Origin of the sequence: Brevibacillus brevis (genome assembly GCF_031583145.1) — a bacterium.
GTDB classification, from domain to species: domain Bacteria; phylum Bacillota; class Bacilli; order Brevibacillales; family Brevibacillaceae; genus Brevibacillus; species Brevibacillus brevis_E.
The window spans coordinates 215,001-240,475 of sequence record NZ_CP134050.1 but is presented as its reverse complement, the minus strand read 5'-3'; the positions used below and the strand labels follow the sequence as shown (position 1 = coordinate 240,475).

Here is a 25,475-nt window from a genome sequence, read left to right as displayed (position 1 = left end):
CTACTTCACCGCCCGGAAAATGAAGTACCCTTTTGATCGATCCACTTCCTCGACTTCCCGGTACGTTTCCTGCAGCTTCTTCATCGCAGACGGAGCACCCTGCTTCTTTTGGATGACCACCCACATCTCTCCGCCATCCGCGAGCAGCTCGTACCCTTCCGTAAAAATGCGGTGGACGATTTCTTTGCCCGCCCGGATCGGCGGATTGGTCAAGATGACGTCAAACGTCTCGCCCTTCACTGCGCTGTAAACATCGCTGACCCGAATGTCGACGTTTTGCACGCCGTTTTGCTCCGCGTTGCGGCGAGCCAGATCGACCGCGCGTTCATTCACGTCAATCATCGTCACCCGACCCTGGGCAGCGAGCTTGGCGGCTGTAAGGCCGATGGGACCGTAGCCACAACCCACATCGAGCACTCGCGCATGAGGAGCAATCTGCATGTTTTCAATCAGCAGCACACTCCCGAAGTCGATTCGGTCTCGTGAAAATACCCCTGCATCCGTATAAAACAGCAGCTCGAATCCACGGAGCACAAAGGAAAACTGTTGTTCGTCATGCGCAGCGCCTGGTCGATTGGTGTAGTAGTGATCTGACACGATGTGATCCACCTTTCCTCATCGGTACAAAAGCCTTGGACAACGCGCCCCTGCGTTCAGCAAAGATGTACAGAAAATCCCCCTGCCGCAGGCAAGGGGATCTCCTTCAGGAAGCTAACTTACTTTACTTCTACTTGTGCGCCAGCTTCTTCGAGTTTCGCTTTGAGAGCTTCTGCTTCTTCTTTGGAAACGCCCTCTTTGAGTGTTTTTGGAGCGTTGTCTACCAGGTCTTTTGCTTCTTTCAGACCCAAGCCAGTCAGCTCGCGAACAACTTTGATAACGTTGATTTTGGAAGCGCCGCCGCTTACCAGGTTTACAGTGAATTCAGTTTGCTCAGCAGCAGCTTCAGCAGCGCCACCAGCAACAACAGCTACTGGAGCAGCAGCAGTTACGCCGAATTCTTCTTCGATTGCTTTTACCAGGTCGTTCAGTTCGAGAACGGACATGCCTTTAATGGCTTCCAAGATTTGCTCTTTAGACATTTTGAAATCCTCCCATTCAAGGAAAAGTTTTAGTTTTACAATCCGACGATCAGGCGATTACGCGCCTTGACCTTCTTTTTGTTCTGCCACTGCTTTGACTGCCAGTGCAACGTTGCGCATTGGAGCTTGCAGCACGGAGAGAAGCATGGAAAGGAGACCTTCGCGGGATGGAAGAGATGCCAGCGCTTTGATGTCTTCAGCGCTAACTACTTTCCCTTCGATAACGCCACCTTTGATTTCCAGCTTATCGTTTTTCTTCGCGAATTCAGCGATGATTTTCGCTGGAGCAATTACATCTTCTTTGGAGAACGCCAGAGCGTTCGGGCCAGTCAGATATTGATCCAGTTCAGTCAGGCTTTCTTTCGCGGTAGCCAGACGAGTCAGGGAGTTTTTCAACACCTGGAACTCAACACCAGCTTCACGCAATTGTCTGCGCAGTTCGGTTACTTGGGCTACAGTCAGACCGCGGTAGTCAGCCACCACTGTGGTTTGGCTTTCACGCAGTTTGCCAGCGATTTCGTTGATCGCTTGTACCTTTTCTTCACGAATAACGGTTGGACGAATTTCTGCCATTGTTTACACCTCCCGTGCACTATCCTAGAAAATGAAAAATGCCCTCGCAGACTCACGAGGGCATAATGCTCTATCGTCAAAGGAAAAATCGTTTCCTCTTTCGTACATTACACGCCTCGGAGGGATATTAAGCTCAGCCCGAAAGCCTCGCACCTTCTGTCTACGGCATATTCTTTTCATCAACAGGCACTATCGTATCAACTTCCCGAAAGGAAGTCAAGTGTCATTATTTTACAGCAACGCGCACACCAGGTCCCATAGTGGAGCTCAGTGTTACATTTTTCATGTAAACGCCTTTTGCTGCAGCTGGTTTCGCACGGTTCAGCGCTTCAGTCAACGCAGCCAGGTTGTCAGCCAGCTTCTCTACATCGAAGGAAGCTTTCCCGATCGGAGCGTGGATGTTACCTGCTTTGTCTACGCGATACTCGATTTTACCAGCTTTGATTTCGTTAACCGCTTTGGTTACATCGAATGTAACGGTACCGGTTTTCGGGTTTGGCATGAGGCCTTTTGGACCGAGTACACGACCCAGTTTACCTACTTCACCCATCATGTCAGGAGTAGCTACTACGACGTCAAAGTCGAACCAGCCGCCCTGGATTTTTGCGATCATGTCTGCATCGCCTACGAAATCTGCGCCAGCTGCTTCCGCCTCTTTCGCTTTTTCGCCTTTTGCGAATACCAGAACACGTTGAACTTTACCAGTACCATGAGGCAGTACAACTGCGCCACGGATTTGTTGGTCAGCACGCTTAGGGTCTACACCCAGGCGGAATGCTGCTTCAACGGTTTCGTCAAACTTAGCGGTCGCTGCTTTTTTTACGAGCTCGATCGCTTCTGCCACTTCGTAAACTTTGTTTTTGTCTACGAGTTTTGCAGCCTCTTGATATTTCTTACCTTTTTTGGCCATTAGTTAAATCTCCCTTCAATGTGGTCGTAGCGGTTAATCCTCCCACAGACAGGGGGCACAACGTCTGTGCCCCCTTGCACCAAGACTATTAGTCTTCGATTACGATACCCATGGAACGAGCGGTACCTTCCACCATGCGCATAGCCGCTTCCACGGATGCAGCATTCAGGTCAGGGCGCTTCAGTTCCGCGATTTCGCGAACTTTATCACGCTTCAGCGTAGCAACCTTTGTTTTGTTTGGTACGCCGGAGCCAGACTCGATGCCAGCAGCTTTTTTCAAGAGAACAGCAGCTGGTGGAGTCTTCGTGATAAAAGTGAAAGAGCGATCTTCGAATACGGTGATTTCCACCGGAATGATCATGCCTGCTTCGCTTTCAGTGCGAGCGTTGAATTCTTTACAGAACCCCATGATGTTCACACCAGCTTGACCGAGAGCCGGACCTACTGGAGGTGCAGGATTCGCTTTACCTGCCGGGATTTGTAATTTGATTACGCGGATAACCTTCTTAGCCACGTAAGACACCTCCTTACTTCACATGTGGTTTTACGGGGGAATGCCCCCTCCCACTGTTTGGTGAAAGCCTAAAAGGCTTCCGATCTATAGTGAGAGTGCAAGAAACCCCAAAATATTGTTGTGGGATTGTAAAACAAAATGAAATGTACCACATCAAGCGATACTTTTCAAGTTGAATCCTAATCCAATTTTTGAACTTGTGTAAAGTCTAGCTCTACCGGTGTTTCGCGACCGAAGATGTCCACCAAAACGCGGACCTTCTGTCTGTCCGGGTGAATCTCGATAATCTCCCCGGTGCGATTGGAAAACGGACCATCTGTGACGCGCACCATATCGCGGAGAGCAAAATCGACTCTGATCTTGGGAATTTCGATCCCCATTTGCTTGAGAATCGCATCGGCCTCTTCAGGACGCAGCGCTGTCGGCTTGGAACCGGCGCCCGTGGATCCGACAAAGCCGGTAACCCCAGGAGTGTTGCGCACGACATACCAAGAGTCGTCCGTCATCACCATTTCAACAAGGACGTATCCGGGAAACACTTTTTTCGTGACGGTGCGCTTTTTGCCGTCCTTGGTCTCCACCTCTTCTTCAGTGGGGACAAGAACGCGAAAGATCTTGTCTTCCATGCCCATCGACTCGACGCGCTTCTCCAGATTGGTTTTAACCTTGTTCTCGTAACCTGAGTACGTATGAACGACATACCATGCTTTTTCCATATCCACCAGGACGATAACCGTCCGTCCCTCCTAAGACTTGCAAAATTACTTTCCTAGAATCAAATCGATCAAGCGCGAGATCCCCAAATCAACGACGAAGAAGAAAATCGCCAAGACCACAACAGTAACCATAACGACTAACGTATAGGTCGTCAGCTCTTTACGGTTGGGCCAACGAACTTTCTTCAGTTCGGACATTACGTCGCCAAAAAATCCACCGGTTCGGCGAAAACTGGCTCCGATTCGTGCTAAAAAACCCACTTTGCCACCCCCAGACTTCGTCGCGTCAACCATTACTTCGTCTCGCGATGAAGGGTTTGCTTCTTGTCACGGGAGCAATACTTTTTCAGTTCAACACGCTCAGTAGTGGTGCGTTTGTTCTTGGTGGAGATATAGTTACGCTCGCCACACTCGGTGCACGCCAACGTGATGTTTACTCGCATTTATTGCCACCTCCATCTCATTTCAAACCTGCTATTCGCTGATAGTAACCCGATGAATAAAATAGTACGGGAAAACCGCTACTTTTTCCTGACCATTTCACCAAAGCAACCATAGAACAGAGAGATAAGAGTCTATGGCTACCTAAACAAATTTATCACACCCCAAAACCCATGTCAACAAAACGGCTTGACAAGAGGAAAACATTTTGTTCCATCGAAGGACCAGTTTTTCCCTGGGATGTCAAGCCATAAAAGCAAAATCATTCACGGAATGAAATAAAAGAGAGATTCTCTGCCCTACAGATGAATCTCTCTACCTTCCAGATACCGTTCCAGTTTGCGTTTGACGCGCTGTAGCGCGTTGTCTATCGATTTGACATGGCGTTTCAGCTCTACCGCGATTTGCTGATAGGACCTGCCGTCCAAATAGAGCATCAGCACCTGGCGTTCCAGGTCGCTTAGAATTTCACTCATCTTGCCTTCGATATCATCGAACTCTTCCCGATTGATGAACAATTCCTCCGGATCGGTGACCTTGGTGCCCGAAATCACATCGAGCAGGGTGCGGTCCGAATCTTCGTCGTAGATCGGTTTGTCGAGGGATACGTAGGAGTTGAGCGGTATATGCTTTTGTCTCGTAGCTGTCTTAATCGCTGTAATGATTTGACGAGTGATGCACAATTCGGCAAATGCCTTGAATGAAGTGAGCTTGTCCCCTCGGAAGTCGCGAATCGACTTGTACAGGCCGATCATCCCTTCCTGAACAATATCTTCGCGGTCAGCCCCAATAAGAAAATAGGATCTCGCTTTGGCACGCACAAAGTTTTTGTACTTGTTGATCAAGTACTCCAAAGCCTCGGCGTCATTGTCGCGAACCAGGTCGACTACTTCTTCGTCGGTCATTAGTTCATATTGGGCATGCATTAGCTCCTTGAGGTCAACACTCACAAATGATCCCTCCGCCAACCGGTTTCTCCATAGATAGCGTTATTATACATGTGCCGTAAAAAAGCGTCAACCGAATCCAGGTTATTCCCTTCTCCATTTTTCGAATATTTTCGCTATTTCATCATCCAGTACAATGCGCTTGGAGAAGCGTTCTTCCTTCGTTTTGTCGACTTGCTGCTTGATTTCCTTTCCTGCCACTTCCATGTCAAGCAACAACTCCCGCGCGGATTTCCGCAGTGCTCCCTGGCCGAAAATGACACGCTGGGAGGTATAGTCGGAAGTCGCTACGTAGATCTGTCGATTTTTCTTCTGAAATTCGGAGACGAGCTGCTCGATTTTCTCGTCAGCCGTCTCCTTTTTCTTCGTAAAGTAGATCTCGACCTGATAGTCCTCGACTTGCCGACCGATTCCCGGGACATTGTAGGCATCGAATACGATGATGACCTTCGTTCCCGTGAAGCTCTGGTATTCGGCCATTTTGGAAACCAGCAGATCACGCGCCTCGTCCATGCGATCCTGCTCTTTCAAGAGGCGCAGGTCAGGCCAGGCCCCGATGATATTGTAGCCATCCACGATCAACAGCTGCTTGGCTTTTCTTTGAGCCATCCTTATTTCACCCGCGTAGGCAGTGGACTCCTGGAACGGTATACTTCGTACATCAACAGGGCGGCCGCCACAGACGCGTTGAGCGACGTGACGTTACCCGCCATCGGCAGGCTGTACAGAAAATCGCAATTTTCCCGGACCAGCCGGCTCATGCCTTTTCCCTCGCTGCCGATGACAATCGCGAGCGGCATCGTGTAATCCCCTTGCCGGAAATCCTGCTTGGCGCTCGCATCCGTCCCCGCAATCCACACCCCGCGTTCTTTCAACTCTTCCATCGTGCGGACCAGATTGGTGACCCTCGCGACCGGCACATAATTGATGGCGCCGGCCGATGCCTTAGCTACCGTCGCCGTCAGACTCACCGAGCGCCTTTTGGGAATGACGACGCCATGGGCACCTACCGCGTCAGCCGTCCGCATGATGGAGCCGAGGTTGTGCGGGTCTTCCAGCTCGTCCAGCAGCAAAAGAAACGGAGGCTGGTTTTTTTCCTCCGCCCGCTTCAGGATATCGTCCACCTCCACGTAGTCGTAAGCAGCTACCGAAGCCACTACCCCTTGGTGGTTGTCAGTGGAAACGAGTTGATCCAGCTTTTTGCGATTGGCCATGGTCACGATGACCCCCTGTTCCTTCGCCAGAGCAAAAACAGGGGCCATCAAGTTTTTGTTCGTTCCTTCTGCTATCCAGATCTTGTTTATGGTGCGCCCTGACCGGAGCGCCTCGATAACCGGGTTTTTCCCGACAATCCACTCTTCACTCATTTTTTATGATTCTCCTTCCACAATCGCAAAAGCTTGCTGGACGATTTCCGCAATCCTCTCTTCCTTCCCGCTCAGGTACAGGTACCCGATAAGTGCTTCGAAAGCCGTCGCGTGACGATAGTCGATAATATCCGCGTTTTTGGCGGAAGACCCGGACTTGGCGTTTCTCCCCCGCTTCACCACGTTGACCTCGTCCTCCGGCAGTGTCGGCAGGAGCGTAAGCAGTATGTTTGCCTGCGCCTTGGCCGAGACGTAGCGGTTTGCCGCTTTGTGGAGCTGGTTTGGCTTCACCAGCCCCTTGGCGATCAAATGATACCGGACGCAGTGGGCGTACGTAGCGTCACCGAGAAAGGCAAGCACCAGTGGATTGGTTTGATTGGGATCTCGGGTCAATTCTTCTTTTTGCATCTCTTCTCTTCGGCCCCTTATTTTCGGCGCCAGCGAACACCCTGTGGAGTGTCTTCCAGCACGATTCCTTTTGCCGCCAGCAGGTCGCGGATTTCGTCGGAGCGTGCAAAGTTGCGCGCCTTCCGCGCTTCCGTCCGCTCCGCAATCAGCGCATCAATCTCGCTGTCCAGCAGCTCTTCCTCTTGCTCCAAAACGAGTCCGAGCACGCCTGTCAGCTCGAGCAGCAGGTCTTTGTACGCCTGAATTTCCTGCGTCCCTACATTTTCGTGGCGCATGTACAGATTCGCTTCCTTGACCACATCGAACAAAACCGTGATTGCGTTCGCCGTATTGAGGTCGTCATCCATTTCAGTGATGAATCTGTCCCTCAGATCGCTGATGATTTTCGCCTGCTCTGCCGCCTGGCCATTTGGCTCTTCGTTCCGGGAGGTGCTCAAGCGGTGCGTCAAGTTGCTGTAGGCCGTCTTGATGCGATCCAGTCCATTGGCCGCCTGCTCCAGAAGATCGTCGCTGAAGTTGATCGGGTTGCGGTAATGGCCCAGCAACATGAAGAAGCGAATCAGCTGGCCGCCGAATTTTTGCACCAAATCCCGGGCCAGAAGGAAGTTGCCCAGTGATTTGGACATCTTTTCGTTGTTGATGTTGAGCATGCCGTTGTGCAGCCAGTAGCGCGCGAACACCTTGCCCGTATAGCACTCCGACTGCGCGATTTCGTTTTCATGATGCGGAAACACCAGATCCGTTCCGCCTGCGTGAATGTCGATTTGCTCGCCGAGAAACTTCAGCGCCATGGCCGAGCATTCGATGTGCCAGCCCGGACGCCCTTCTCCCCACGGACTGTCCCAGGCTACTTCTCCCGGCTTCGCAGCTTTCCACAAGGCAAAGTCGAGCGGATGCTCCTTCTTCTCGTTGATTTCCACCCTTGCGCCTGCCTGCAAGTCATCGAGCGGCTGGTGCGAGAGCTTTCCGTATTCGGAAAAACGGCCCGTGCGGAAGTAGACGTCTCCTTCGCTCTCGTACGCATAACCCTTGGCGATCAAGCCTTCCACGAATTCGATGATCTCCGGGATGGTCTGCATGACGCGCGGCTGAATATCCGGCGGCATTACGTTCAGGGAGCGCAAGTCCTCGTTAAAGGCTGCCGTGTAGCGGTCCGCCACTTCCTTGACCGTCGTCCCTTCCTCGTTGGCTACCCGGATCAGTTTGTCATCCACATCGGTTATGTTTTGCACGAAGGTCACCTGGTAGCCGCGATATTGCAGATAACGGCGAAGCGTGTCGAAAACAATAGCCGGACGGGAATTGCCAATATGAATGTAATTGTACACGGTCGGACCGCACACGTACATTTTTACCTTGCCCGGCTCCAACGTCACAAACGGTTCCTTCCGTCTGGTCAGCGTATTAGTCAACTGAATGCCCATTGTTCTTTTTATCCTCCCTCAATTGATCCAATTCCTTGCGCAGGTGATCGATTTCCCGCTGCATATAGCGAATCGTATCCGCAACCGGGTCCGGCAGATTCACATGATCCAGATCGTGCTTGACGCGTTTGCCGTCCTGAATGACGATGCGCGCCTTGATTCCGACTACCGTCGAGTTGGGCGGCACTTCCTGCAATACGACAGCGCCTGCCCCTATCTTTGAATTATCGCCAATCTTGAAGGAACCCAACACTTTTGCCCCTGTCGCGATAATCACATCGTTGCCGATCGTGGGATGCCGCTTCCCTTTTTCCTTGCCCGTACCACCCAGAGTCACCCCCTGGTAAATGGTGACGTTGTCGCCGATTTCACACGTCTCCCCGATCACGACGCCCATTCCGTGATCGATAAACAAGCCTCTGCCGATTTTCGCGCCAGGATGGATCTCAATCCCCGTGAAAAAGCGGAACAGCTGAGAAACAGCCCGCGCGAGCGTACACCAATTCGCTTTCCACAGCTTGTGGGCAATCCGGTGCCCCCAAATGGCGTGCAAACCGGAATACGTCATGACAACCTCCAAAGTACTGCGCGCTGCCGGGTCTCGCTCAAATACGACTTGAATGTCATCTTTTAATTGTGCAAACATTGGGCGGCACCTCCTGACTCTTTCTCTGATTCGTATTAGAAAACCTGGCTACGCCAAGCTTTTTGGCGGAGCCGCGGTTGCCCTTAAACTGGATAGGAATTTTATAAATTCCTATCTGTAATAAAAAACGTCCCTGCCCCCTCCGCATGGGAAGGGACAGAGACGGCTTTTTACCGTGGTTCCACTCTGCTTTCGATCGGCTCCAGCCAAAGTCCACAGACACGGCGGCAGAGGCGATCTCGCTCACAGGCCCGATAACGGCGGGCAGCCGATTCGCCTACTGATGCCGCCCTAAGCGGACCGGCACGTTCAGCTCATTGCTCACAGGCGCATTTCCGGACGGGGCACGCCGGGTGGCTCTCACCTTTCCACCCTCTCTGTCGGACGTGTATCCCTCCGTACTTCTCCTGATCTTCGCATGCTTCTATTTCGTTTCAGTGCACTTCGGATGGCTTACTCGCCGTTGGCCAACACTTGCTTGGTGCGGCTCAGCACTTTGTCTTTGCCGAGCAGGTACAGCGTCTCCGCAAGATCACGCCCGTGGGCCTGCCCCGTCGCTGCCACACGAACCGGCATGAACAGCGCTTTGCCTTTGTGCCCTGTTTCTTTTTGGACCGATTTCAGTGCCGCTTTGATTGCTTCTACATTATATTCGTCCTGTGCCGTCAGGTGTGTCACGAACGACGTGAGAACTTCCGGCAATTGCGGCTCTTTCAAAACCATTCTCGCTTCCTCATCGTACACCACTTCGTCGAGGAAGAAAAGAGCTGCCAACGGAACGATTTGCGCACAATACGACATTTGTTCCTGGTACAGTCCCACAATGCTGCGAACCCAGTCTCTTTTCGCATCGGACAGCGGCTCCTCGATGAATCCAGCCTTTTGCAGGTGCGGGATGCACATATCCGTGATCATATCCAATGGCTGGCGCTTCAGATAGAAGTTGTTCATCCAGTTCATCTTCGTCGCATCGAATACAGCCGGAGACTTGTTGACGCGCTCCATCGAGAACAGCTTGATGAGATCGTCCATGAGGAAAATCTCTTCCTCTCCGCCTGGGGACCAGCCCAACAGCACGAGGAAGTTCACAATCGCTTCCGGCAAAAATCCGAGGTCGCGATACTGCTCGATAAATTGGAGAATGCTCTCGTCGCGCTTCGACATCTTTTTGCCTTCTTGGTTCAGGATCAGAGCCAAGTGCGCGAATTGCGGCGGCTCCCACCCGAACGCTTCGTAGATCATCAATTGACGAGGCGTATTCGACAGGTGCTCTTCCCCGCGAATGACGTGGCTGATCTTCATCAGGTAGTCGTCGATCACGACAGCAAAGTTGTAGGTAGGGATCCCGTCCGGACGACAAATGACAAAGTCGCCCATCTCATTGGAATGGAATGTCACCTGTCCGCGAATCATGTCGTCCACCACGTATTCCCGATCATCCGGGACGAGGAAGTGGATAGATGGCACGCGCCCTTCCGCCTCGAACTGTGCCCGCTGCTCCTCGGTCACGTGTCGATGCTTTTCTAGAATGCGAGGCGTTTCGCCGCGAGCGAGCTGTTCTTCCCGCTCCGCATCCAGTTCTTCTTTGGTTGCATAGCAGTAGTACGCCTTGCCTTCTGCCAGCAATTGATCGATATATTTACGGTAGATGTCCAGGCGCTCCATTTGGCGGTAAGGCGCATAAGGTCCGCCGACATCCGTGCCTTCTTCCCACTCGACACCCAACCACTTCAGGTTCTTCATTTGCTCTTCGTCAGCATTTTCCTTGTTGCGTGTTTGGTCCGTATCTTCAATCCGAACGATGAACGAACCGCCGTGATGTTTGGCAAACAAGTAGTTGAAAAGCGCTGTACGAGCACCGCCGATATGTAAATGCCCGGTAGGACTGGGAGCATATCGCGTGCGGATTTCTTTCGCCATGGGTAGCACCATCCTTATGAATGTAAACGAAAAAATGTTTCTAATGCCTTATGTTACACCTTGCCTCTTTACTTGACAAGCAAGCAGACTGCCTGTGCCGCGATTCCTTCGCCGCGTCCCGGGAATCCCAGCTTTTCTGTCGTCGTCGCCTTGACGTTGACTTGCGAGAGCTCGTCCGCTTCCAGCACACGTGCGATCACTTCGCGCATTTGCGGGATGTACGGAGCCATTTTCGGCGCTTGTGCAATGATCGTCGCATCCATGTTCCCCAAGCGGTATCCCCGTTCCTTTACGAGACCCCAGACATGCTGGAGGAGCTTCAGGCTATCCGCGTCCTTGAAAGCCGGATCCGTGTCCGGAAAATGCTTGCCGATATCGCCCTCTCCGATCGCTCCCAGTATCGCGTCGCTGATCGCATGCAGCAGCACATCGGCATCGGAATGACCCAGCAGCCCTTTTTCATACGGAATAGTCACGCCGCCGATGATGCACGGACGCCCTTCCACCAATTGATGCACATCAAACCCTTGTCCAATACGCATGTCTACTCTCCCTTTCGCTTCCGCATGATCTCTTCACCGAACCACAGATCATCAGGGGTGGTGATCTTTATGTTCTCATAGCTCCCCTGCATGACTGTCACGGAATGACCCAGCCACTCAACAAGCATGGCATCATCCGTGCCCACCTTGCCCGCTTCCGCCGCTGCCCGATGCGCTTCTCGCAGCAAAGACATACGAAAAGCTTGTGGGGTTTGGACAGCCCACAAGCTTTCACGTGCCGGGGTCGACTCGACGATTCCCGTCGGCCCCACCACTTTTATCGTATCTTTGACCGGTACGGCCATGATCGTCGCCTGGTCGTGCTGGACCTGCCCGATCATACCGCTAATCTGCTCGCGTGTCACGAAAGGACGCGCGGCATCGTGTACGAGAACGTAGGAACAGTCATCAGAGAGGGCGGACAGACCGTTTCTCACGCTGTCCTGCCGCTCGGCGCCTCCCAGGACGACCGTCAGGCGAATGTTCTCCCGGTCGAGCCATGCGAGCACGTCGGCGTGGTCCTGTCTGCTCACCACCAGCACGATCTCGTCAATCTTCTCGTGCGTGGCGAACACGCGCACGGTATGGGCCAAAATCGGCTCGCCCGCCAACGGCAACCACAGTTTGTTTCGCTCTCCGCCCATCCGTTTCCCGGATCCGGCGGCGACGATCACGACTCCCGTCCCCACGATTTGTCTCTCTCCTGTCTCTTTACAGTGCTTTTTCCAACAGCTTCGGCTTGGCGAAGATCATTCGTCCGGCCGATGTCTGCAGGACGCTGGTCACGAGTACGTCGACGTCATTGCCGATGTATTCGCGTCCGCCTTCCACCACGATCATGGTGCCGTCATCCAGATAAGCGACCCCTTGACCGTGCTCCTTGCCATCCTTGATCACCTGGACGTTCATTTCTTCTCCAGGCAGGACTACCGGCTTCACGGCGTTTGCCAGGTCGTTGATATTCAGAACGGAGACGCCCTGCAGCTCGCACACCTTGTTCAGGTTGAAGTCATTCGTGACGACTTTTCCGTTCATGACCTTGGCCAGCTTGATCAGCTTGCTGTCCACTTCCGAGACTTCCTCAAAGTCGCCTTCCCAGATCTGGACTTTGACTTTCATCTCTTTTTGGATCTTGTTCAAAATATCCAATCCACGACGTCCCCGATTGCGCTTCAGCACGTCGGAAGAATCGGCGATATGCTGCAGCTCCTCGAGCACAAATCCCGGAATCACCAGCACGCCTTCCAAAAAGCCCGTGCGGCAAATGTCTGCGATGCGCCCGTCGATGATCACGCTCGTATCGAGAATCTTGTTCTCCACATTGGTGGCAGCAGTGGCATTGTCTTTTTTCTTATCCTTGCGTCCGATGGAAAACACGGACATGATTTCATCCCGCTTGCGGAATCCGACCTGGAACCCCAGGTAACCGAGCAAACCGGACACGACCAACGGCAACAGATCTCCTATAAAAGGGATCGGAATTTTACTGATGGGCAGGAATAATAAAAAGGCAACAATAAGACCACTAATCAACCCCATCGCTCCGAACATGACATCCACAATTGGCATTTTGACCAGTGTCTCTTCTCCCCAGCGAATCACTCTCAAAATATAATCCATGAGCCAATTGGATAAAAAGAAGAACACGATGGCACCGAGAACCGCACCGATGTACTGCGTCCCTGCTATTTCCCCGAAATTCAACAGCTTGTTGAGCAGAGAGAACAAGTCAGCACCATACTGGTATCCCAATCCTCCGCCAATGAGTACGAAAAATATTTTTCCTATGCGGCGTACCATGCCTTCACCTCCTTTTATTAATATAGACAGAAGCCTATAAGTAAAACCCTGTTTCTTGCCAAATGGCGAAAACTATCCATCACCATTTCCCCCAATATAGCAAAATTTAAATCACCATGTCAAATAGCCAAAAATTTTAACATAGTTGTCAATTTGTCGTCAACCTCGAACATTCGTTTCCTACCGATCGAAAATTGACAGGGAGCCGGCCCCTTCTTATAATGACTGTAACACAATGTTCGAAAATTGTGACGATATCAACAGCCTAAAGCAGAGGTGAACCATATGGACAAAAGCAGTGTAGACGGCTTCCAGGCGCAAGTCTCGGAACTCTTGATCAGACATCGAAGCGTGCTCGACGTCATGTCCAAAGTTCAGGAAACTGCATCCCGCATCAACCGCTCATTGACCAAAGCCATTACCGAGTGCGGTTGTGTCGAGGTAGTCGCGAAAAAACAGACGTACGATGCCAACAAAAACCTGGAAGAAAACAAATTGCAACTGGATACTCACTTCAACGGACCTTTGTGCGAGCATTGCCGCGATGTAGTGACAGCAGAGCTGGGAAAAAACCTGTTTTATCTCACCGCTCTGTGCAACATCACGGATATCAAGCTCGAAGACGTCCTGCAAAAAGAGTCCAATCGGTTAAACACCCTGGGTGTCTTCAACCTTTCCTAGGCTCCACTTCGTAATACGAACGAACCCCGCGAAAAGTTGCAGGGAAAAATACACCGAAATAGAAAAACCCGCTATGCTCCAGCGGGTTTTTTGCTGCCATCCGTTATTCGAAGGGAACCGATTCCTCTTCTTTGTTTTTGTCCTTGCGAAATTTTTTGACGAGAAAGTCAACGTTTTTTTTTATTCCATACAGGGCATAAAAGGCAAGCGGCAAAAAGACGATTTTCGGAAATTGCTGCGGGTACTGGATCGCCACTACTACCACGATGGCGATGATGATCGGTGTAATCCAGTAAGCCGACTTGGGAATCCCCACTTTTTTGAAGTTGGGATACTTGACCTTCGACACCATCAAAAACGCCAGCACCAGCATGCTCACTGCCAGCAATACCGTATTGAACACCTGATGATAAAGCGCCAGCGTCGCAAGCACACCGCCTGCAGCCGTGATCGGCAGCCCGATGAAATAGCCGGGAACGCCGGCCTGTACATTGAAGCGAGCCAACCGAAGCGCCCCGCAAATCGGGAAGATCGCAGTAATCAAGATGCCCAGCCAGTTGAAATCATTCAAAACGACGACGTACATGATAAAAGCAGGCGCAACGCCAAATGTAATGACGTCGGAGAGAGAGTCGAGCTCTTTTCCGAACTCGCTTTGCGCATTCAGCATACGCGCTACTCGCCCGTCCAGACCGTCTGCCAGCATCCCGATGATCACGGTGATCGCTGCGTAGTCCACGAAGGCGTCGCCCCGAAACGCCAGAATGATTGCCAGTACTCCCAGAAACAAGTTGCTTACGGTTAGTATGTTCGGTAACGATTTCACGAACATAGACTACCTCCTGATTTCTTTTGCGAAGGAGACGAGTGTCCTGTTGACCCTGCTATGCGCATCCGGGTCCCCTAGGCAAATGTTTAATACAAATAATGCCTTAATCCTATTCTACTTTAAATGTGCCTGTCAATGAACACTTGCTCCTGAATTCGTTTCAGACCGTCCTTGATAGCCCGTGCACGTACCTCTCCGATCCCTTCCACTTCGTCCAATTCCTCGATCGTCGCCATCATGATCCGCGGCAGGTTGTGGAAATACCCGACGAGGTTGGCGATAATCGTGATCGGCAGCCTTGGGATCTTTTGCAGGATGCGGTACCCTCTGGGAGAAACGGATTCTTCCAGCATGCTGGCGTTCGAGGGATAGCCGAGCACCCGCAAAAACGAATGGATTTCCAGCATCTCGTCCGAGCTCAGCTTTTTCATATCGCGCAGCACCTGATCGGGTGAATGTGCGGGATCTCGACAATAATCGCGGATGAGCATGCGGGCCTCCTCTTCAATGTTGGAGACCAGCTCCTCCAGCTGCATGCTGACCAGCCTGCCTTCCACTCCCAGTTCGCATATGTACTTGGACACTTCCGACTTGATTCTCAGCACCATTTCGACACGTTGCAGCACCGAGGTCACTTCGTACAAGGTGACCAGCTCCTCGAATTCGAGAGCCCCCAAATTGGTCAGGGTCTGGTCCAGTACGGCCTTGTATTTTTCCAATGTGGACACAGCCTGGTTGGCTTTGGCCAAGATGACGCTAATTTCGTTGAGCACATAGCGGAAATGCCCCTGATACAACGTGATGACATTTCGCCGCTGGGAGATGGCGATCACCAAGGAATTGGTCTGGATCGCCGTTCGCTGCGCCGTCCGATGGCGCGTACCCGTCTCGCTGGAGGCGATGGAGGCAGGGGGGAAGAGTTGCGTATTGGCGTACAAAATGCGTTTGGCGTCCTCACTTATTATGATCGCCCCATCCATCTTGGCCAATTCATACAAATGCGCTGGGGAGAAGTCGCAATTGATGGAAAAACCTCCATCGACGATATGCTTCATTTCCGGACCATAGCCGACTACGATCAGTCCACCCGTCTTTGCCCGCAAGACATTTTCCAGCCCTTCCCGCAGCGGGGTGCCGGGAGCGACCATGCGAAGCACATCGCTGAACTGCGGATTTTTTTTACTGTTGTCTTGCATACTCGGCTCCTACCCCCTTATCACCTCGTTCAATGCCTCTCCGATATTGGATACGCCGATTACCTGGATATCGTCCGGAGCGTCCAGCCCGCGAATGTTTTTTTCCGGGATGATCACCCGCTTGAAGCCTAGCTTGTGCGCTTCCCGGACGCGCTGTTCGATGCGGGACACCCCGCGCACTTCACCGGTCAATCCGATTTCGCCGATGACCACGTCGTGCGGATTGGTCGCGTGATCGCGAAAGCTGCTCGCAATGCTCACCGCGATGGCCAGATCTACGGCTGGCTCATCCAGGCGAACGCCTCCCGCCACATTGACGTAAGCATCCTGGTTTTGCAGCATCATGCCCATTCTTTTTTCCAGAACGGCCATGATCATCGCTACCCGCTGGTGATCCACTCCTGTCGCCATCCGGCGCGGAGTTACGAAGCTCGTCGGCGCCACGAGCGCCTGCAGCTCGACCAAGACCGGACGGGTGCCTTCCATGCTGGCCACTACCGTCGATCCGGCCACGCCAAAGGGACGCTCCGCCAAAAAGATTTCGGACGGATTGGACACTTCCTCCAGCCCGCGGTCTTTCATTTCAAATATGCCAATCTCGTTTGTCGAACCAAATCGATTTTTGACCGCGCGCAATATCCGGAACGTATTGTGACGCTCCCCTTCAAAGTACAGGACGGCATCCACCATATGCTCGAGCATGCGCGGCCCGGCGATGGATCCTTCCTTGGTAACGTGCCCCACAATAAAGGTGCCGATCCCCTTTCCTTTGGCGATCCTCATCAGCTGTGCCGTGGCCTCCCTGACTTGGGCCACGCTGCCTGCAGCCGATTGGACGGCGGGGTGGAATACGGTCTGGATCGAGTCGATAATCAAAACATGAGGGTCTATCTGATTAATATGCTGCTCAATCAAATCCAAATCATTTTCTGCAAGAACAAACATCGGAGGCGTCTTGGTGCCGAGGCGGTCCGCACGCAGTTTGATCTGCTTTGCTGATTCCTCCCCGGAAACATACAGAACTTTCGCTCCTTGATGCGCCAAAGCAAAGGAAGTCTGCAGCAGCAGCGTCGACTTTCCGATTCCCGGGTCGCCGCCGACTAAAATAAGCGAGCCGGGCACCAGACCGCCGCCCAGAACTCGATTCAATTCTGCGATGGTCGTGTCCATCCTCGGCTCTTCCTCGCTGGCCACATCAGTCAAAGGCATCGCGGACTGCCTTTGTCCTCCGCTCATCCCTTCATGGCGATGAGCCGACTTCACCGTCACCTCTTCGACCATGGTGTTCCAGCTGTTGCAGCCCGGACATTTGCCCATCCATTTTGGCGATTCATAGCCACATTCTTGACACGCGTATTTCGTTTTATACTTTGACATAGTCGCACCCTCGTTTGGATAATATCCTCTATTTTTATCATACATGGGCGTACAAAAAAAGAATACCTCCTGTTTAGGAGGCATTCTTGCGTCGCCCGCGGCTTGCTATCGTTTCGATTTTTCCAGTCGTTTGACGACCAATTGGCCTTCAACGGCGTCGATATTGACGGTATCGCCCTTGCTGATATTGCCTTTCAGCAGCTCCTCGGACAGGCGATCCTCGATGTGGCGTTGGATCGCTCTGCGCAGAGGACGTGCACCGTAGGCCGGATCGAAGCCCTCTTTGGCCAATACTTTCTTGGCTTCGTCGGTCAATTGGAAATCAATGCTTTGTTCTCTCAGTCGCTTGCGCAGCTCATCGGTCATGAGCGATACGATTTGTTCGATGTGTTCTTGTTCCAGGGAGTGGAACACGATCACTTCGTCGATCCGGTTCAGGAATTCAGGGCGGAAGCTCTTCTTCAGCTCATCCATCACTTTGTCCTTCATGTCCTGATACTTTCTCTCGGTATCGCCGGTGGTAAAGCCCAATGTCGTGTTTTTCTTGATCATGCTCGCCCCGACGTTGGAAGTCATGATGACCACCGTGTTGCGGAAGTCGACCGTGCGTCCCTTGGAATCGGTCAACCGACCGTCGTCGAGGACTTGCAGCAAGATGTTGAAGACATCCGGATGCGCTTTTTCGATCTCGTCGAGAAGGATGACGGAGTACGGCTTGCGGCGCACTTTTTCGGTCAGCTGGCCGCCCTCGTCGTAGCCGACATATCCTGGAGGGGCTCCGACCAGACGTGCCGTCGAGTGCTTCTCCATATACTCGGACATGTCGACGCGGATCATCGCATCTTCATCGCCGAAGAGCGTCTCGGCCACAGCGCGGGCCAACTCGGTTTTCCCGACACCGGTAGGGCCGAGGAAGATGAACGAACCGACAGGGCGCTTCGGATCCTTGAGGCCGGCACGAGCGCGGCGCACGGCACGGGAGACCGACTTGACGGCTTCTTCCTGCCCGATGACGCGGCTGTGGAGGATATCCTCCATTTTCAGCAGGCGTTCCGCTTCTTCTTCCTTGAGCTTGAGGACTGGAATTCCGGTCCAGCTCGCCACCACCTGGGCGATATCTTCCGGTGTGACTTCCATGTTCAACTGGCCTTGGCGTTCTTTCCAGTCTTTTTTCGTTTTATCCAGCTCTTCACGCAGCTTTTGTTCCTGATCGCGCAGGGCGGCTGCCTCTTCGAACTCCTGCGATTGCACTGCCGCATCCTTTTCCTTGCGTACTTCTTCCAGACGGCCTTCCAGTTCTTTGAGATTCGGCGGAACGGTGAACGATTGCAGGCGCACTTTGGATGCTGCCTCGTCGACCAGGTCAATCGCCTTGTCAGGAAGGAAACGGTCTGTAATATAGCGGTCAGACAGTTTTACTGCCTGCTCAATCGCCTCATCCGTAATTTTGACGCGGTGATGAGCTTCGTAGCGATCACGCAGACCGTGCAAAATTTTGACGGCGTCTTCGGCTGTCGGCTCATCGACCTGGATCGGCTGGAAGCGGCGCTCCAGGGCGGCGTCTTTTTCGATGTACTTGCGGTATTCGTCCAGGGTGGTAGCACCAACGCACTGAAGCTCTCCGCGGGCGAGCGCCGGCTTCAGGATGTTGGAAGCGTCGATTGCGCCTTCCGCTCCTCCTGCACCGATCAGGGTGTGAAGCTCGTCGATGAACAGGATGATGTTTCCTGCCTGGCGGATTTCATCCATGATTTTTTTCAAACGGTCCTCGAACTCGCCGCGATACTTGGTCCCGGCTACGACCGTTCCCATATCGAGCGTCATCACGCGCTTGTCGCGCAGCGTCTCGGGAATTTCGTTGTTTACGATTTTTTGTGCCAATCCTTCGGCGATCGCCGTTTTTCCCACACCAGGCTCCCCGATGAGCACCGGGTTGTTCTTGGTGCGTCTGCTCAGCACCTGAATCACGCGCTCGATCTCCTTTTGGCGGCCGATGACTGGATCCAGTCCGCCGTCGCGGGCGATCGCAGTCAGGTCTCGGGCCAAACCGTCGAGAGTCGGCGTGTTCGCTGCCGGATTGCCTCCGGATGGTTGATGGGAAGCCATCATCTCCGAGCTGCCGAGCAGCTGCAGAACTTGTTGACGGGCCTTGTTCAGGCTGACGCCCAGGTTGTTCATGATTCTGGCCGCGATGCCTTCCCCTTCCCGGATCAGACCCAGCAGGATGTGCTCCGTGCCCACATACGTATGGCCCAGCTTGCGGGCCTCGTCCATGGAGAGTTCAATGACCTTTTTGGCGCGAGGTGTATAGTTTGGTGTGTAATTACTGCCGGACTGCTCGGTTCCGCGTCCGATCAACGACTCCACTTCGCTTTGAATTTTGTCGAGACCAAGCCCAAGCGACTGCAGGGCTTTCGCCGCAATCCCTTCGCCTTCCCGAATCAATCCAAGCAGCACGTGCTCCGTCCCGATGTCTTTGTGGCCGAGTCGCACCGCTTCTTCCAGGGCAAGCGCCAATACTTTTTGTGCTCGTTCTGTAAAACGTCCAAACATCATATCGTACACCTCCAAGGTAACCGTGTTTATTCTCTATGGGTTAACTGTTGCGTGTTGCCTATTTTTATGTGCCGGCAGGCCGCTCGGTGTCGGCGATGCGTTCCCGTATCAACCGCGCTCTGCGTTCGTCCCGCTGATCCGGTGTCAGCTTTTGTCCCGCATGCTGCTGCAAAAAACCGGGCTGGGTGGTGACGAGCAGTTCGTTCAGCACCAGCGGGGAAACGTCCGAAATGACGCCGAGATCGATTCCCAGCCGCACGTCGGACAATCGCTGTGCGGCTTCCTTGGATTCCACCGTCCGGGCGTACATCAAGATACCGTACGAGCGGAAAATGCGGTCCTCCAATGTGACACGGGTATGTTCGAGCAAGTAGGCGCGAGCTACGCGTTCTTGCTCGATGATCTGTCTGGCGACGCCGTACAGGTTGGAGAGAATGTCTGTCTCAGACATCCCCAGCGTGACCTGATTGGACAGTTGAAACAGATTGCCAAGCGCTTCGCTGCCTTCCCCGTAAATCCCCCGAACGACCAGTCCGACTTGATTGATCGCCTGGAGGATCCGGCTAATCTGCTGGGTCATGACCAATGCGGGAAGGTGGAGCATGACCGAAGCGCGTATGCCTGTACCGACGTTGGTCGGACAGCTGGTCAGGTATCCTCGTGTCTCGTCGAACGCGTAGTTCAGGTGCTTCTCAAAAATGTCATCTATTTTTGTTCCGATTTCCCAGGCTTCGTTCAACCGAAACCCTGGCAGCAGAACCTGTATCCGGATGTGGTCTTCTTCATTCACCATAATGCTCACGGACTCGTCTGGACTAAGCAGAACCGCCCCTTTGCGCGACTCCTCCGCCAGGTGCGGGCTGATCAGGTGCTTTTCCACCAGGACCCGCTTCTCCAGAGGGTTCACTTGATCCATGTGAATGACTTGCAGGTGATGTCGTTTGCGCAAGGCTTCCGACTCGGCCACTTCCGTTACTTTACGGACGACTTCCTCACCCTGGGAGTCTGTCGCAAGCAACGGAAAAGGGTGCTGGCGCAGGTTACGAGCAATGCGTAACCGCGTGCTGATGACGATGTCGGAATCAGGTCCTTCCCCTTTCATCCAATTGCTCCACGGGTTCTGCATAAACTGCTGTTGCGACATCCAGCTAACCTCCCCTTGTTACGATTGGGCCATTTTTTGTTCCAGCGCTCGGATTCGGTCGCGCATTTCTGCAGCCTTTTCAAACTCTTCGCTGGCCACGTACTTCTGCAGGGCCTGCTTCAGCTGCTCCAGCTCTTTGCGGATTTTGAGCTGGCCTCCCGTGCGCTCCGGCACTTTGCCGATATGCTGCGTATTGCCGTGAATGCGGCGGAAGAGCGGATCCAGCCGATCTCCCAAAAACGTGTAGCAATCGCTGCAACCGAATCGCCCGCTTTTGCTGAACTGGGCGTAGGTCAATCCGCAGGTTTCGCAGCGCAGCGGTTTGGTCGAGGTCGATTCCTTCACGCTTTTTTGCATCGGATCAAACTTTAACAATCCGGAAAGGAGATTGTTGATGCTGAAATTGTGGAAGCCGGTAAAGACGTCCCCTTTTTCCTGAGCGCAGTGCTCACAAATATGGTATTCGGTTTTTTCGCCATTGACGATTTTCGTCAGATGAAGTGTAGCCGGTCGTTTTCCGCATTCCTCACAGTTCACCACATCGTCCCTCCTAGCGCTTGGCGTCATTACTTCAACAAAATGGCAGCGATCATCTGCTTGAGAATATTCGCCCGCAAACGGTCCCTCACTTCCGTATCGACAGTCAAAACCGCACGCGAGGTAGCGATCTTCATCAAGGTGGCTTCCCGATTGTTCACCAAGCCTTCCTCCAACAAACGTTCAACGATAGCATTGCCCACACTCTGTGTGATAGTCTCGCCAATCAGCTCCTCGGTCAAAAGCTCCTGCAAGCGTGCCTTGCTGACAATTTGCACTTTGCGGATACGGATGTAGCCACCGCCGCCGCGCTTGCTTTCCACGATATACCCTTTTTGAACGGTAAAACGGGTATTGATGACGTAGTTGATCTGAGACGGCACACATTGAAAAAGGTCGGCAAGCTCACTTCGCTGTATCTCGATCGCACCGTTTGGGCTCTCGGTTAAGATGCTTTTCAAGTGTTGTTCGATGATGTCCGAGATGTTACGCAAGTAATCGCCTCCTATTCTCACTGTGTTTGACTATTGACTTTGACTATCTTTGACTTTAATTATAATGGGTTTGGCCGGTACGTGCAAGTGGTGAATACACTTCTATTGTGGGCAAAATGCAGACGCTTGAAACCAGACAAAAAACCACTCCCTGACGGAAATGGTTTATGTTTGACGTTGCCTATTGGTGTCGATTTTTGGTAAATGGTCGAGTACTTGGGGGAATTTCGTGATGACGACATCGGCTTGATCGAGCTCGCCTGGGTTCGCAAAGCCAAAGTCGCAGCCGATGGTGAACAACCCGTTTTTCTTCCCCGCCTCCACATCCGAGTGGCGATCGCCAACCATGACGGCTGTCTCCACCTGATAATCTGCAAGCAATTTGGCGACCAGATCGTTTTTGCTCCGCGTGCGAAAACGGCCAGCCGAATACAGGTCGGTCATAAGCGGTCTCAGTCCGTATTCGTCGCAGAGGGCATCGATGTAGTCCTCCTGGCCGTTGCTGGCGATAAACAGGGGGATTCCCCTGTCATGCAGCTCTTGCAGGGTCTGGATGACACCTGGGTACAGGTCTGTTACCCTCTCGCGGATCAGCTGAATTTCATTTTCCAGCAAATATGTATCGGCTGCCTCGATGGCGGCTTCGCTGGCCCCTGGCAACAGCTTTTTCCATACTTGATCGATGGTCATGCCCAAGACGTTGGTAATCTCGCTTTCGTTTGGCATCGGCCCGTCCCACAGCCCCCTGTCGCGCAGCTTCTCGAAGGTCCGGCGAAAAGCCGGCGTCGACAGCTTTTCGGTCTGCAGCAAGGTGCCGTCCATATCAAACAAGACCGCGTATGGGATGCTCATGCTTCCGCACTTCCTTCCATTCTGACGACCTGCTGCCAGCCAGGTCAAGGCAGCTGCAGCCCTTCCTGGCTCTGCATCATGCTCATGTCATCTCGAATAAATTCGGCGATGCGCTGGGCAGCGTCAGGTTTCGCTATTTTTTGCGCCATTCGTCGCATGTAGTCTACTTTTGATGTACTGTACAGCAATTCTTCGATAAAGTAAATCAATTGCTCGGACAAATTCGCATGTACGGCGCAGCCATTGTTCAGCAAAAAGTGGCTGTTTCGCTCTTCCTGCCCCGGCAGGGGGTTGTAAATGATCATTGGCACCCGTTTGCTCATCACCTCTGCTGAGGTCAGGCCCCCCGACTTGGTAACGATCAGGTCCGCCGTCTCGAGGTACTCATGGAAATTGTTGATGAACTTCAACGGAACGACTTCATGACGATAGGTGCGGCTGCTGACTTTGCGGTACAGCTTTTCATTGGTTCCGGTCATGATAAAGACTTTGAGGGGGATGTCCATTTGCTCCAAGCCGTCCAGCACCTTTTCCATCGATCCGAGCCCCAGCCCGCCTCCTGAGAGAATCATGCTTTTTTGCTCGGGTTTCAGACCGAGCTTTTGCCTGATTTGTTCGGCATCCAGAGGAAGCCGGAACTTCCGCATAATCGGAATGCCCATCGGAATGAATTTCTGGTGGTCTTGCCGATACAGATCCACGAGATAGTAAAGCTGCTCGTGACCGATGAAATAATAATTGATGTGATGATTAATCCACGACGGATGGATCGTGTAGTCTGTAATAATCGTGTAGATCGGCTCTTTCCAATCATTTCTGCCCTTCAAGACAGAAAGCATGCAGCTGGCAAACGGATGGGTCGCGATAAACGCATCCGGCTGGACACTATTGATCAGTTTCTTCAGCTTGTTTGCCAATAATTTATTCATGAGCACATTCATATCAAAAAATCTGCTTTTTTCCGTATTGTGGTAGATCCTCCCCCACATTTTGGGTGACAACCTCAACAAGTTCATGTAGCTTTCCAGCAAGATCTTGTGAAACGTCGGGCTGATGTACTCCAACGTATCGATGATCATCGACGTGTAGCCATTTTCGGCCAGGCTTTCCTGCATAGCTCTGGCTGCCTGATTATGACCGTTACCGATCGAAGCTGAAAAGATCAGGATTTTCTTCATTGCTTATTCTCCTTCATAAACCATACCTTGCCCATACTACCTTAACGAATCAGGTACCTTCTCATGTTAGTCTACCCTCTCTCGGCTCTGCAAGGGGGAACTTGTCGGTCATTCGCACTAACTTCTCGACATAAACAGCGTGAAAGCGAGGACACCCAATCGTGTGAGCCTCCTCGCCAAAAGAAGATTCCAACAAAAAAGCCTCCTTACCATTTTGCGGTAAAGAGGCTTATTTCATTCCATCAAAACTGGATCTGCATGATTGCCAAGATTGTGTGGATAAGCCCTCGACCGATTAGTATTCGTCAGCTCCACGCGTTGCCGCGCTTCCACACCGAACCTATCAACCTCATCGTCTATGAGGGGTCTTACCAGCTTAACGCTGTGGGAAGTCTCATCTTGGAGGGGGCTTCACGCTTAGATGCTTTCAGCGCTTATCCCGTCCGCACATAGCTACCCAGCTGTGCCACTGGCGTGACAACTGGTGCACCAGCGGTGCGTCCATCCCGGTCCTCTCGTACTAAGGACAGCTCTCCTCAAACTTCCTGCGCCCGCGACAGATAGGGACCGAACTGTCTCACGACGTTCTGAACCCAGCTCGCGTACCGCTTTAATGGGCGAACAGCCCAACCCTTGGGACCTACTTCAGCCCCAGGATGCGATGAGCCGACATCGAGGTGCCAAACCTCCCCGTCGATGTGGACTCTTGGGGGAGATAAGCCTGTTATCCCCAGGGTAGCTTTTATCCGTTGAGCGATGGCCCTTCCATGCGGAACCACCGGATCACTAAGCCCGACTTTCGTCCCTGCTCGACTTGTAGGTCTCGCAGTCAAGCTCCCTTCTGCCTTTACACTCTACGAATGATTTCCGACCATTCTGAGGGAACCTTTGGGCGCCTCCGTTACCTTTTGGGAGGCGACCGCCCCAGTCAAACTGCCCACCTGGCATGGTCCTCTCGCCCGATCAGGGCGACGAGTTAGAAACTCCGTACATCAAGGGTGGTATCCCACCGACAGCTCCACAGAGGCTGGCGCCCCTGCTTCTCAGCTTCCCACCTATCCTGTACATGATGCACAAAGTTCCAATACCAGGCTACAGTAAAGCTCCATGGGGTCTTTCCGTCTTGTCGCGGGTAACCTGCATCTTCACAGGTATTATGATTTCACCGGGTCTCTTGCCGAGACAGCGCCCAAGTCGTTACGCCTTTCGTGCGGGTCGGAACTTACCCGACAAGGAATTTCGCTACCTTAGGACCGTTATAGTTACGGCCGCCGTTTACTGGGGCTTCGGTTCAAAGCTTCGCTTGCGCTAACTCATCCCCTTAACCTTCCAGCACCGGGCAGG

At 52.7% G+C, this 25,475-nt stretch carries 28 protein-coding genes, 1 rRNA gene and 1 other annotated feature (1 of these 30 only partly in view); of the genes, 1 reads left to right on the top strand and 28 read right to left on the bottom strand.

Features of this window, described 5'->3' with window-relative positions:
- The 18 genes from RGB73_RS01375 to RGB73_RS01290 form a co-directional block, all read right to left on the bottom strand.
- Nucleotides 1-597 carry a class I SAM-dependent methyltransferase gene (locus RGB73_RS01375; RefSeq protein ID WP_310768096.1) on the bottom strand — a complete coding sequence of 199 codons (597 nt, stop codon included), beginning with the start codon at nucleotides 595-597 and terminating at the stop codon, nucleotides 1-3.
- A 119-nt stretch (nucleotides 598-716) separates the two neighbouring features.
- Entirely contained in the window at nucleotides 717-1,079 is a 363-nt protein-coding gene (gene rplL / locus RGB73_RS01370) for a 50S ribosomal protein L7/L12 (RefSeq protein WP_310768094.1), read from the bottom strand.
- A 57-nt stretch (nucleotides 1,080-1,136) separates the two neighbouring features.
- Nucleotides 1,137-1,652 (bottom strand): 50S ribosomal protein L10, encoded by a 516-nt coding sequence (rplJ, locus tag RGB73_RS01365; protein ID WP_310768092.1) that lies wholly within the window; start codon nucleotides 1,650-1,652, stop codon nucleotides 1,137-1,139.
- Between the two features lie 24 nt (nucleotides 1,653-1,676).
- Nucleotides 1,677-1,836 (bottom strand) — a sequence feature (ribosomal protein L10 leader region).
- A gap of 42 nt (nucleotides 1,837-1,878) precedes the next feature.
- Nucleotides 1,879-2,562 carry a 50S ribosomal protein L1 gene (gene rplA, locus RGB73_RS01360; RefSeq protein ID WP_310768090.1) on the bottom strand — a complete coding sequence of 228 codons (684 nt, stop codon included), beginning with the start codon at nucleotides 2,560-2,562 and terminating at the stop codon, nucleotides 1,879-1,881.
- Nucleotides 2,563-2,650: 88 nt separating this feature from the next.
- Nucleotides 2,651-3,076, bottom strand: coding sequence for a 50S ribosomal protein L11 (rplK, locus tag RGB73_RS01355; RefSeq protein ID WP_023558754.1), 426 nt, complete (start codon nucleotides 3,074-3,076; stop codon nucleotides 2,651-2,653).
- 179 nt (nucleotides 3,077-3,255) lie between these two features.
- On the bottom strand, nucleotides 3,256-3,792 hold the full coding sequence (nusG, locus tag RGB73_RS01350; RefSeq protein WP_122906789.1) for a transcription termination/antitermination protein NusG: 537 nt from the start codon (nucleotides 3,790-3,792) through the stop codon (nucleotides 3,256-3,258).
- A gap of 45 nt (nucleotides 3,793-3,837) precedes the next feature.
- Entirely contained in the window at nucleotides 3,838-4,086 is a 249-nt protein-coding gene (gene secE / locus RGB73_RS01345) for a preprotein translocase subunit SecE (RefSeq protein WP_310768086.1), read from the bottom strand.
- A complete protein-coding gene (gene rpmG / locus RGB73_RS01340) occupies nucleotides 4,086-4,235 on the bottom strand; it encodes a 50S ribosomal protein L33 (RefSeq protein ID WP_003392018.1) in 150 nt (49 codons plus the stop codon). The genes secE and rpmG overlap by 1 nt, the downstream gene beginning before the upstream one ends.
- A 297-nt stretch (nucleotides 4,236-4,532) precedes the next feature.
- Entirely contained in the window at nucleotides 4,533-5,183 is a 651-nt protein-coding gene (gene sigH / locus RGB73_RS01335; RefSeq protein WP_310768065.1) for an RNA polymerase sporulation sigma factor SigH, read from the bottom strand.
- An 81-nt stretch (nucleotides 5,184-5,264) separates the two neighbouring features.
- On the bottom strand, nucleotides 5,265-5,789 hold the full coding sequence (locus tag RGB73_RS01330; protein ID WP_310768063.1) for an NYN domain-containing protein: 525 nt from the start codon (nucleotides 5,787-5,789) through the stop codon (nucleotides 5,265-5,267).
- 2 nt (nucleotides 5,790-5,791) lie between these two features.
- Complete coding sequence (gene rlmB, locus RGB73_RS01325) at nucleotides 5,792-6,547, bottom strand: 23S rRNA (guanosine(2251)-2'-O)-methyltransferase RlmB (RefSeq protein WP_310768061.1); 756 nt, start codon at nucleotides 6,545-6,547, stop codon at nucleotides 5,792-5,794.
- Between the two features lie 3 nt (nucleotides 6,548-6,550).
- Nucleotides 6,551-6,955: a Mini-ribonuclease 3 gene (locus RGB73_RS01320; protein WP_310768059.1), complete on the bottom strand. Its 405-nt coding sequence runs from the start codon at nucleotides 6,953-6,955 to the stop codon at nucleotides 6,551-6,553.
- A gap of 17 nt (nucleotides 6,956-6,972) precedes the next feature.
- Nucleotides 6,973-8,379: a cysteine--tRNA ligase gene (gene cysS, locus RGB73_RS01315; protein WP_310768057.1), complete on the bottom strand. Its 1,407-nt coding sequence runs from the start codon at nucleotides 8,377-8,379 to the stop codon at nucleotides 6,973-6,975.
- Nucleotides 8,360-9,055 (bottom strand): serine O-acetyltransferase, encoded by a 696-nt coding sequence (cysE, locus tag RGB73_RS01310; RefSeq protein WP_310774044.1) that lies wholly within the window; start codon nucleotides 9,053-9,055, stop codon nucleotides 8,360-8,362. The genes cysS and cysE overlap by 20 nt, the downstream gene beginning before the upstream one ends.
- Before the next feature lie 423 nt (nucleotides 9,056-9,478).
- Complete coding sequence (gltX, locus tag RGB73_RS01305; protein WP_310768055.1) at nucleotides 9,479-10,945, bottom strand: glutamate--tRNA ligase; 1,467 nt, start codon at nucleotides 10,943-10,945, stop codon at nucleotides 9,479-9,481.
- Between the two features lie 68 nt (nucleotides 10,946-11,013).
- The gene (gene ispF, locus RGB73_RS01300) at nucleotides 11,014-11,487 is read right to left on the bottom strand and encodes a 2-C-methyl-D-erythritol 2,4-cyclodiphosphate synthase (protein WP_310768054.1); all 474 of its coding nucleotides are present in this window, start codon (nucleotides 11,485-11,487) and stop codon (nucleotides 11,014-11,016) included.
- Nucleotides 11,488-11,489: 2 nt separating this feature from the next.
- On the bottom strand, nucleotides 11,490-12,176 hold the full coding sequence (gene ispD, locus RGB73_RS01295; RefSeq protein WP_310768053.1) for a 2-C-methyl-D-erythritol 4-phosphate cytidylyltransferase: 687 nt from the start codon (nucleotides 12,174-12,176) through the stop codon (nucleotides 11,490-11,492).
- Between the two features lie 22 nt (nucleotides 12,177-12,198).
- On the bottom strand, nucleotides 12,199-13,287 hold the full coding sequence (locus tag RGB73_RS01290) for a PIN/TRAM domain-containing protein (protein WP_310768052.1): 1,089 nt from the start codon (nucleotides 13,285-13,287) through the stop codon (nucleotides 12,199-12,201).
- Nucleotides 13,288-13,572: 285 nt separating this feature from the next.
- Here RGB73_RS01290 and RGB73_RS01285 point away from each other — a divergent pair, with 285 nt between their 5' ends.
- A complete protein-coding gene (locus RGB73_RS01285) occupies nucleotides 13,573-13,968 on the top strand; it encodes a nucleoside triphosphate pyrophosphohydrolase family protein (RefSeq protein ID WP_310768050.1) in 396 nt (131 codons plus the stop codon).
- A 103-nt stretch (nucleotides 13,969-14,071) separates the two neighbouring features.
- Here RGB73_RS01285 and pssA read toward each other — a convergent pair whose 3' ends face one another.
- The 10 genes from pssA to RGB73_RS01235 all read right to left on the bottom strand — a co-directional run.
- Nucleotides 14,072-14,800, bottom strand: coding sequence for a CDP-diacylglycerol--serine O-phosphatidyltransferase (gene pssA, locus RGB73_RS01280; protein ID WP_310768048.1), 729 nt, complete (start codon nucleotides 14,798-14,800; stop codon nucleotides 14,072-14,074).
- Between the two features lie 116 nt (nucleotides 14,801-14,916).
- Nucleotides 14,917-15,993 (bottom strand): DNA integrity scanning diadenylate cyclase DisA, encoded by a 1,077-nt coding sequence (disA, locus tag RGB73_RS01275; protein WP_310768046.1) that lies wholly within the window; start codon nucleotides 15,991-15,993, stop codon nucleotides 14,917-14,919.
- Between the two features lie 9 nt (nucleotides 15,994-16,002).
- On the bottom strand, nucleotides 16,003-17,370 hold the full coding sequence (gene radA, locus RGB73_RS01270) for a DNA repair protein RadA (RefSeq protein ID WP_310768044.1): 1,368 nt from the start codon (nucleotides 17,368-17,370) through the stop codon (nucleotides 16,003-16,005).
- A gap of 105 nt (nucleotides 17,371-17,475) precedes the next feature.
- Nucleotides 17,476-19,926 carry an ATP-dependent Clp protease ATP-binding subunit gene (locus RGB73_RS01265; protein WP_310768042.1) on the bottom strand — a complete coding sequence of 817 codons (2,451 nt, stop codon included), beginning with the start codon at nucleotides 19,924-19,926 and terminating at the stop codon, nucleotides 17,476-17,478.
- Nucleotides 19,927-19,990: 64 nt separating this feature from the next.
- The gene (locus RGB73_RS01260; RefSeq protein WP_310768040.1) at nucleotides 19,991-21,070 is read right to left on the bottom strand and encodes a protein-arginine kinase McsB; all 1,080 of its coding nucleotides are present in this window, start codon (nucleotides 21,068-21,070) and stop codon (nucleotides 19,991-19,993) included.
- Nucleotides 21,071-21,088: 18 nt separating this feature from the next.
- A complete protein-coding gene (locus tag RGB73_RS01255) occupies nucleotides 21,089-21,607 on the bottom strand; it encodes a protein-arginine kinase activator protein McsA (RefSeq protein WP_310768038.1) in 519 nt (172 codons plus the stop codon).
- Between the two features lie 29 nt (nucleotides 21,608-21,636).
- Nucleotides 21,637-22,101 carry a CtsR family transcriptional regulator gene (locus tag RGB73_RS01250; protein ID WP_310768036.1) on the bottom strand — a complete coding sequence of 155 codons (465 nt, stop codon included), beginning with the start codon at nucleotides 22,099-22,101 and terminating at the stop codon, nucleotides 21,637-21,639.
- Nucleotides 22,102-22,266: 165 nt separating this feature from the next.
- Nucleotides 22,267-22,953: an HAD family hydrolase gene (locus RGB73_RS01245; protein ID WP_310768033.1), complete on the bottom strand. Its 687-nt coding sequence runs from the start codon at nucleotides 22,951-22,953 to the stop codon at nucleotides 22,267-22,269.
- Nucleotides 22,954-22,997: 44 nt separating this feature from the next.
- A complete protein-coding gene (locus RGB73_RS01240) occupies nucleotides 22,998-24,131 on the bottom strand; it encodes an MGDG synthase family glycosyltransferase (protein WP_310768030.1) in 1,134 nt (377 codons plus the stop codon).
- Between the two features lie 275 nt (nucleotides 24,132-24,406).
- A 23S ribosomal RNA gene (locus tag RGB73_RS01235) occupies nucleotides 24,407-25,475 on the bottom strand (it continues 1,860 nt past the right edge of the window).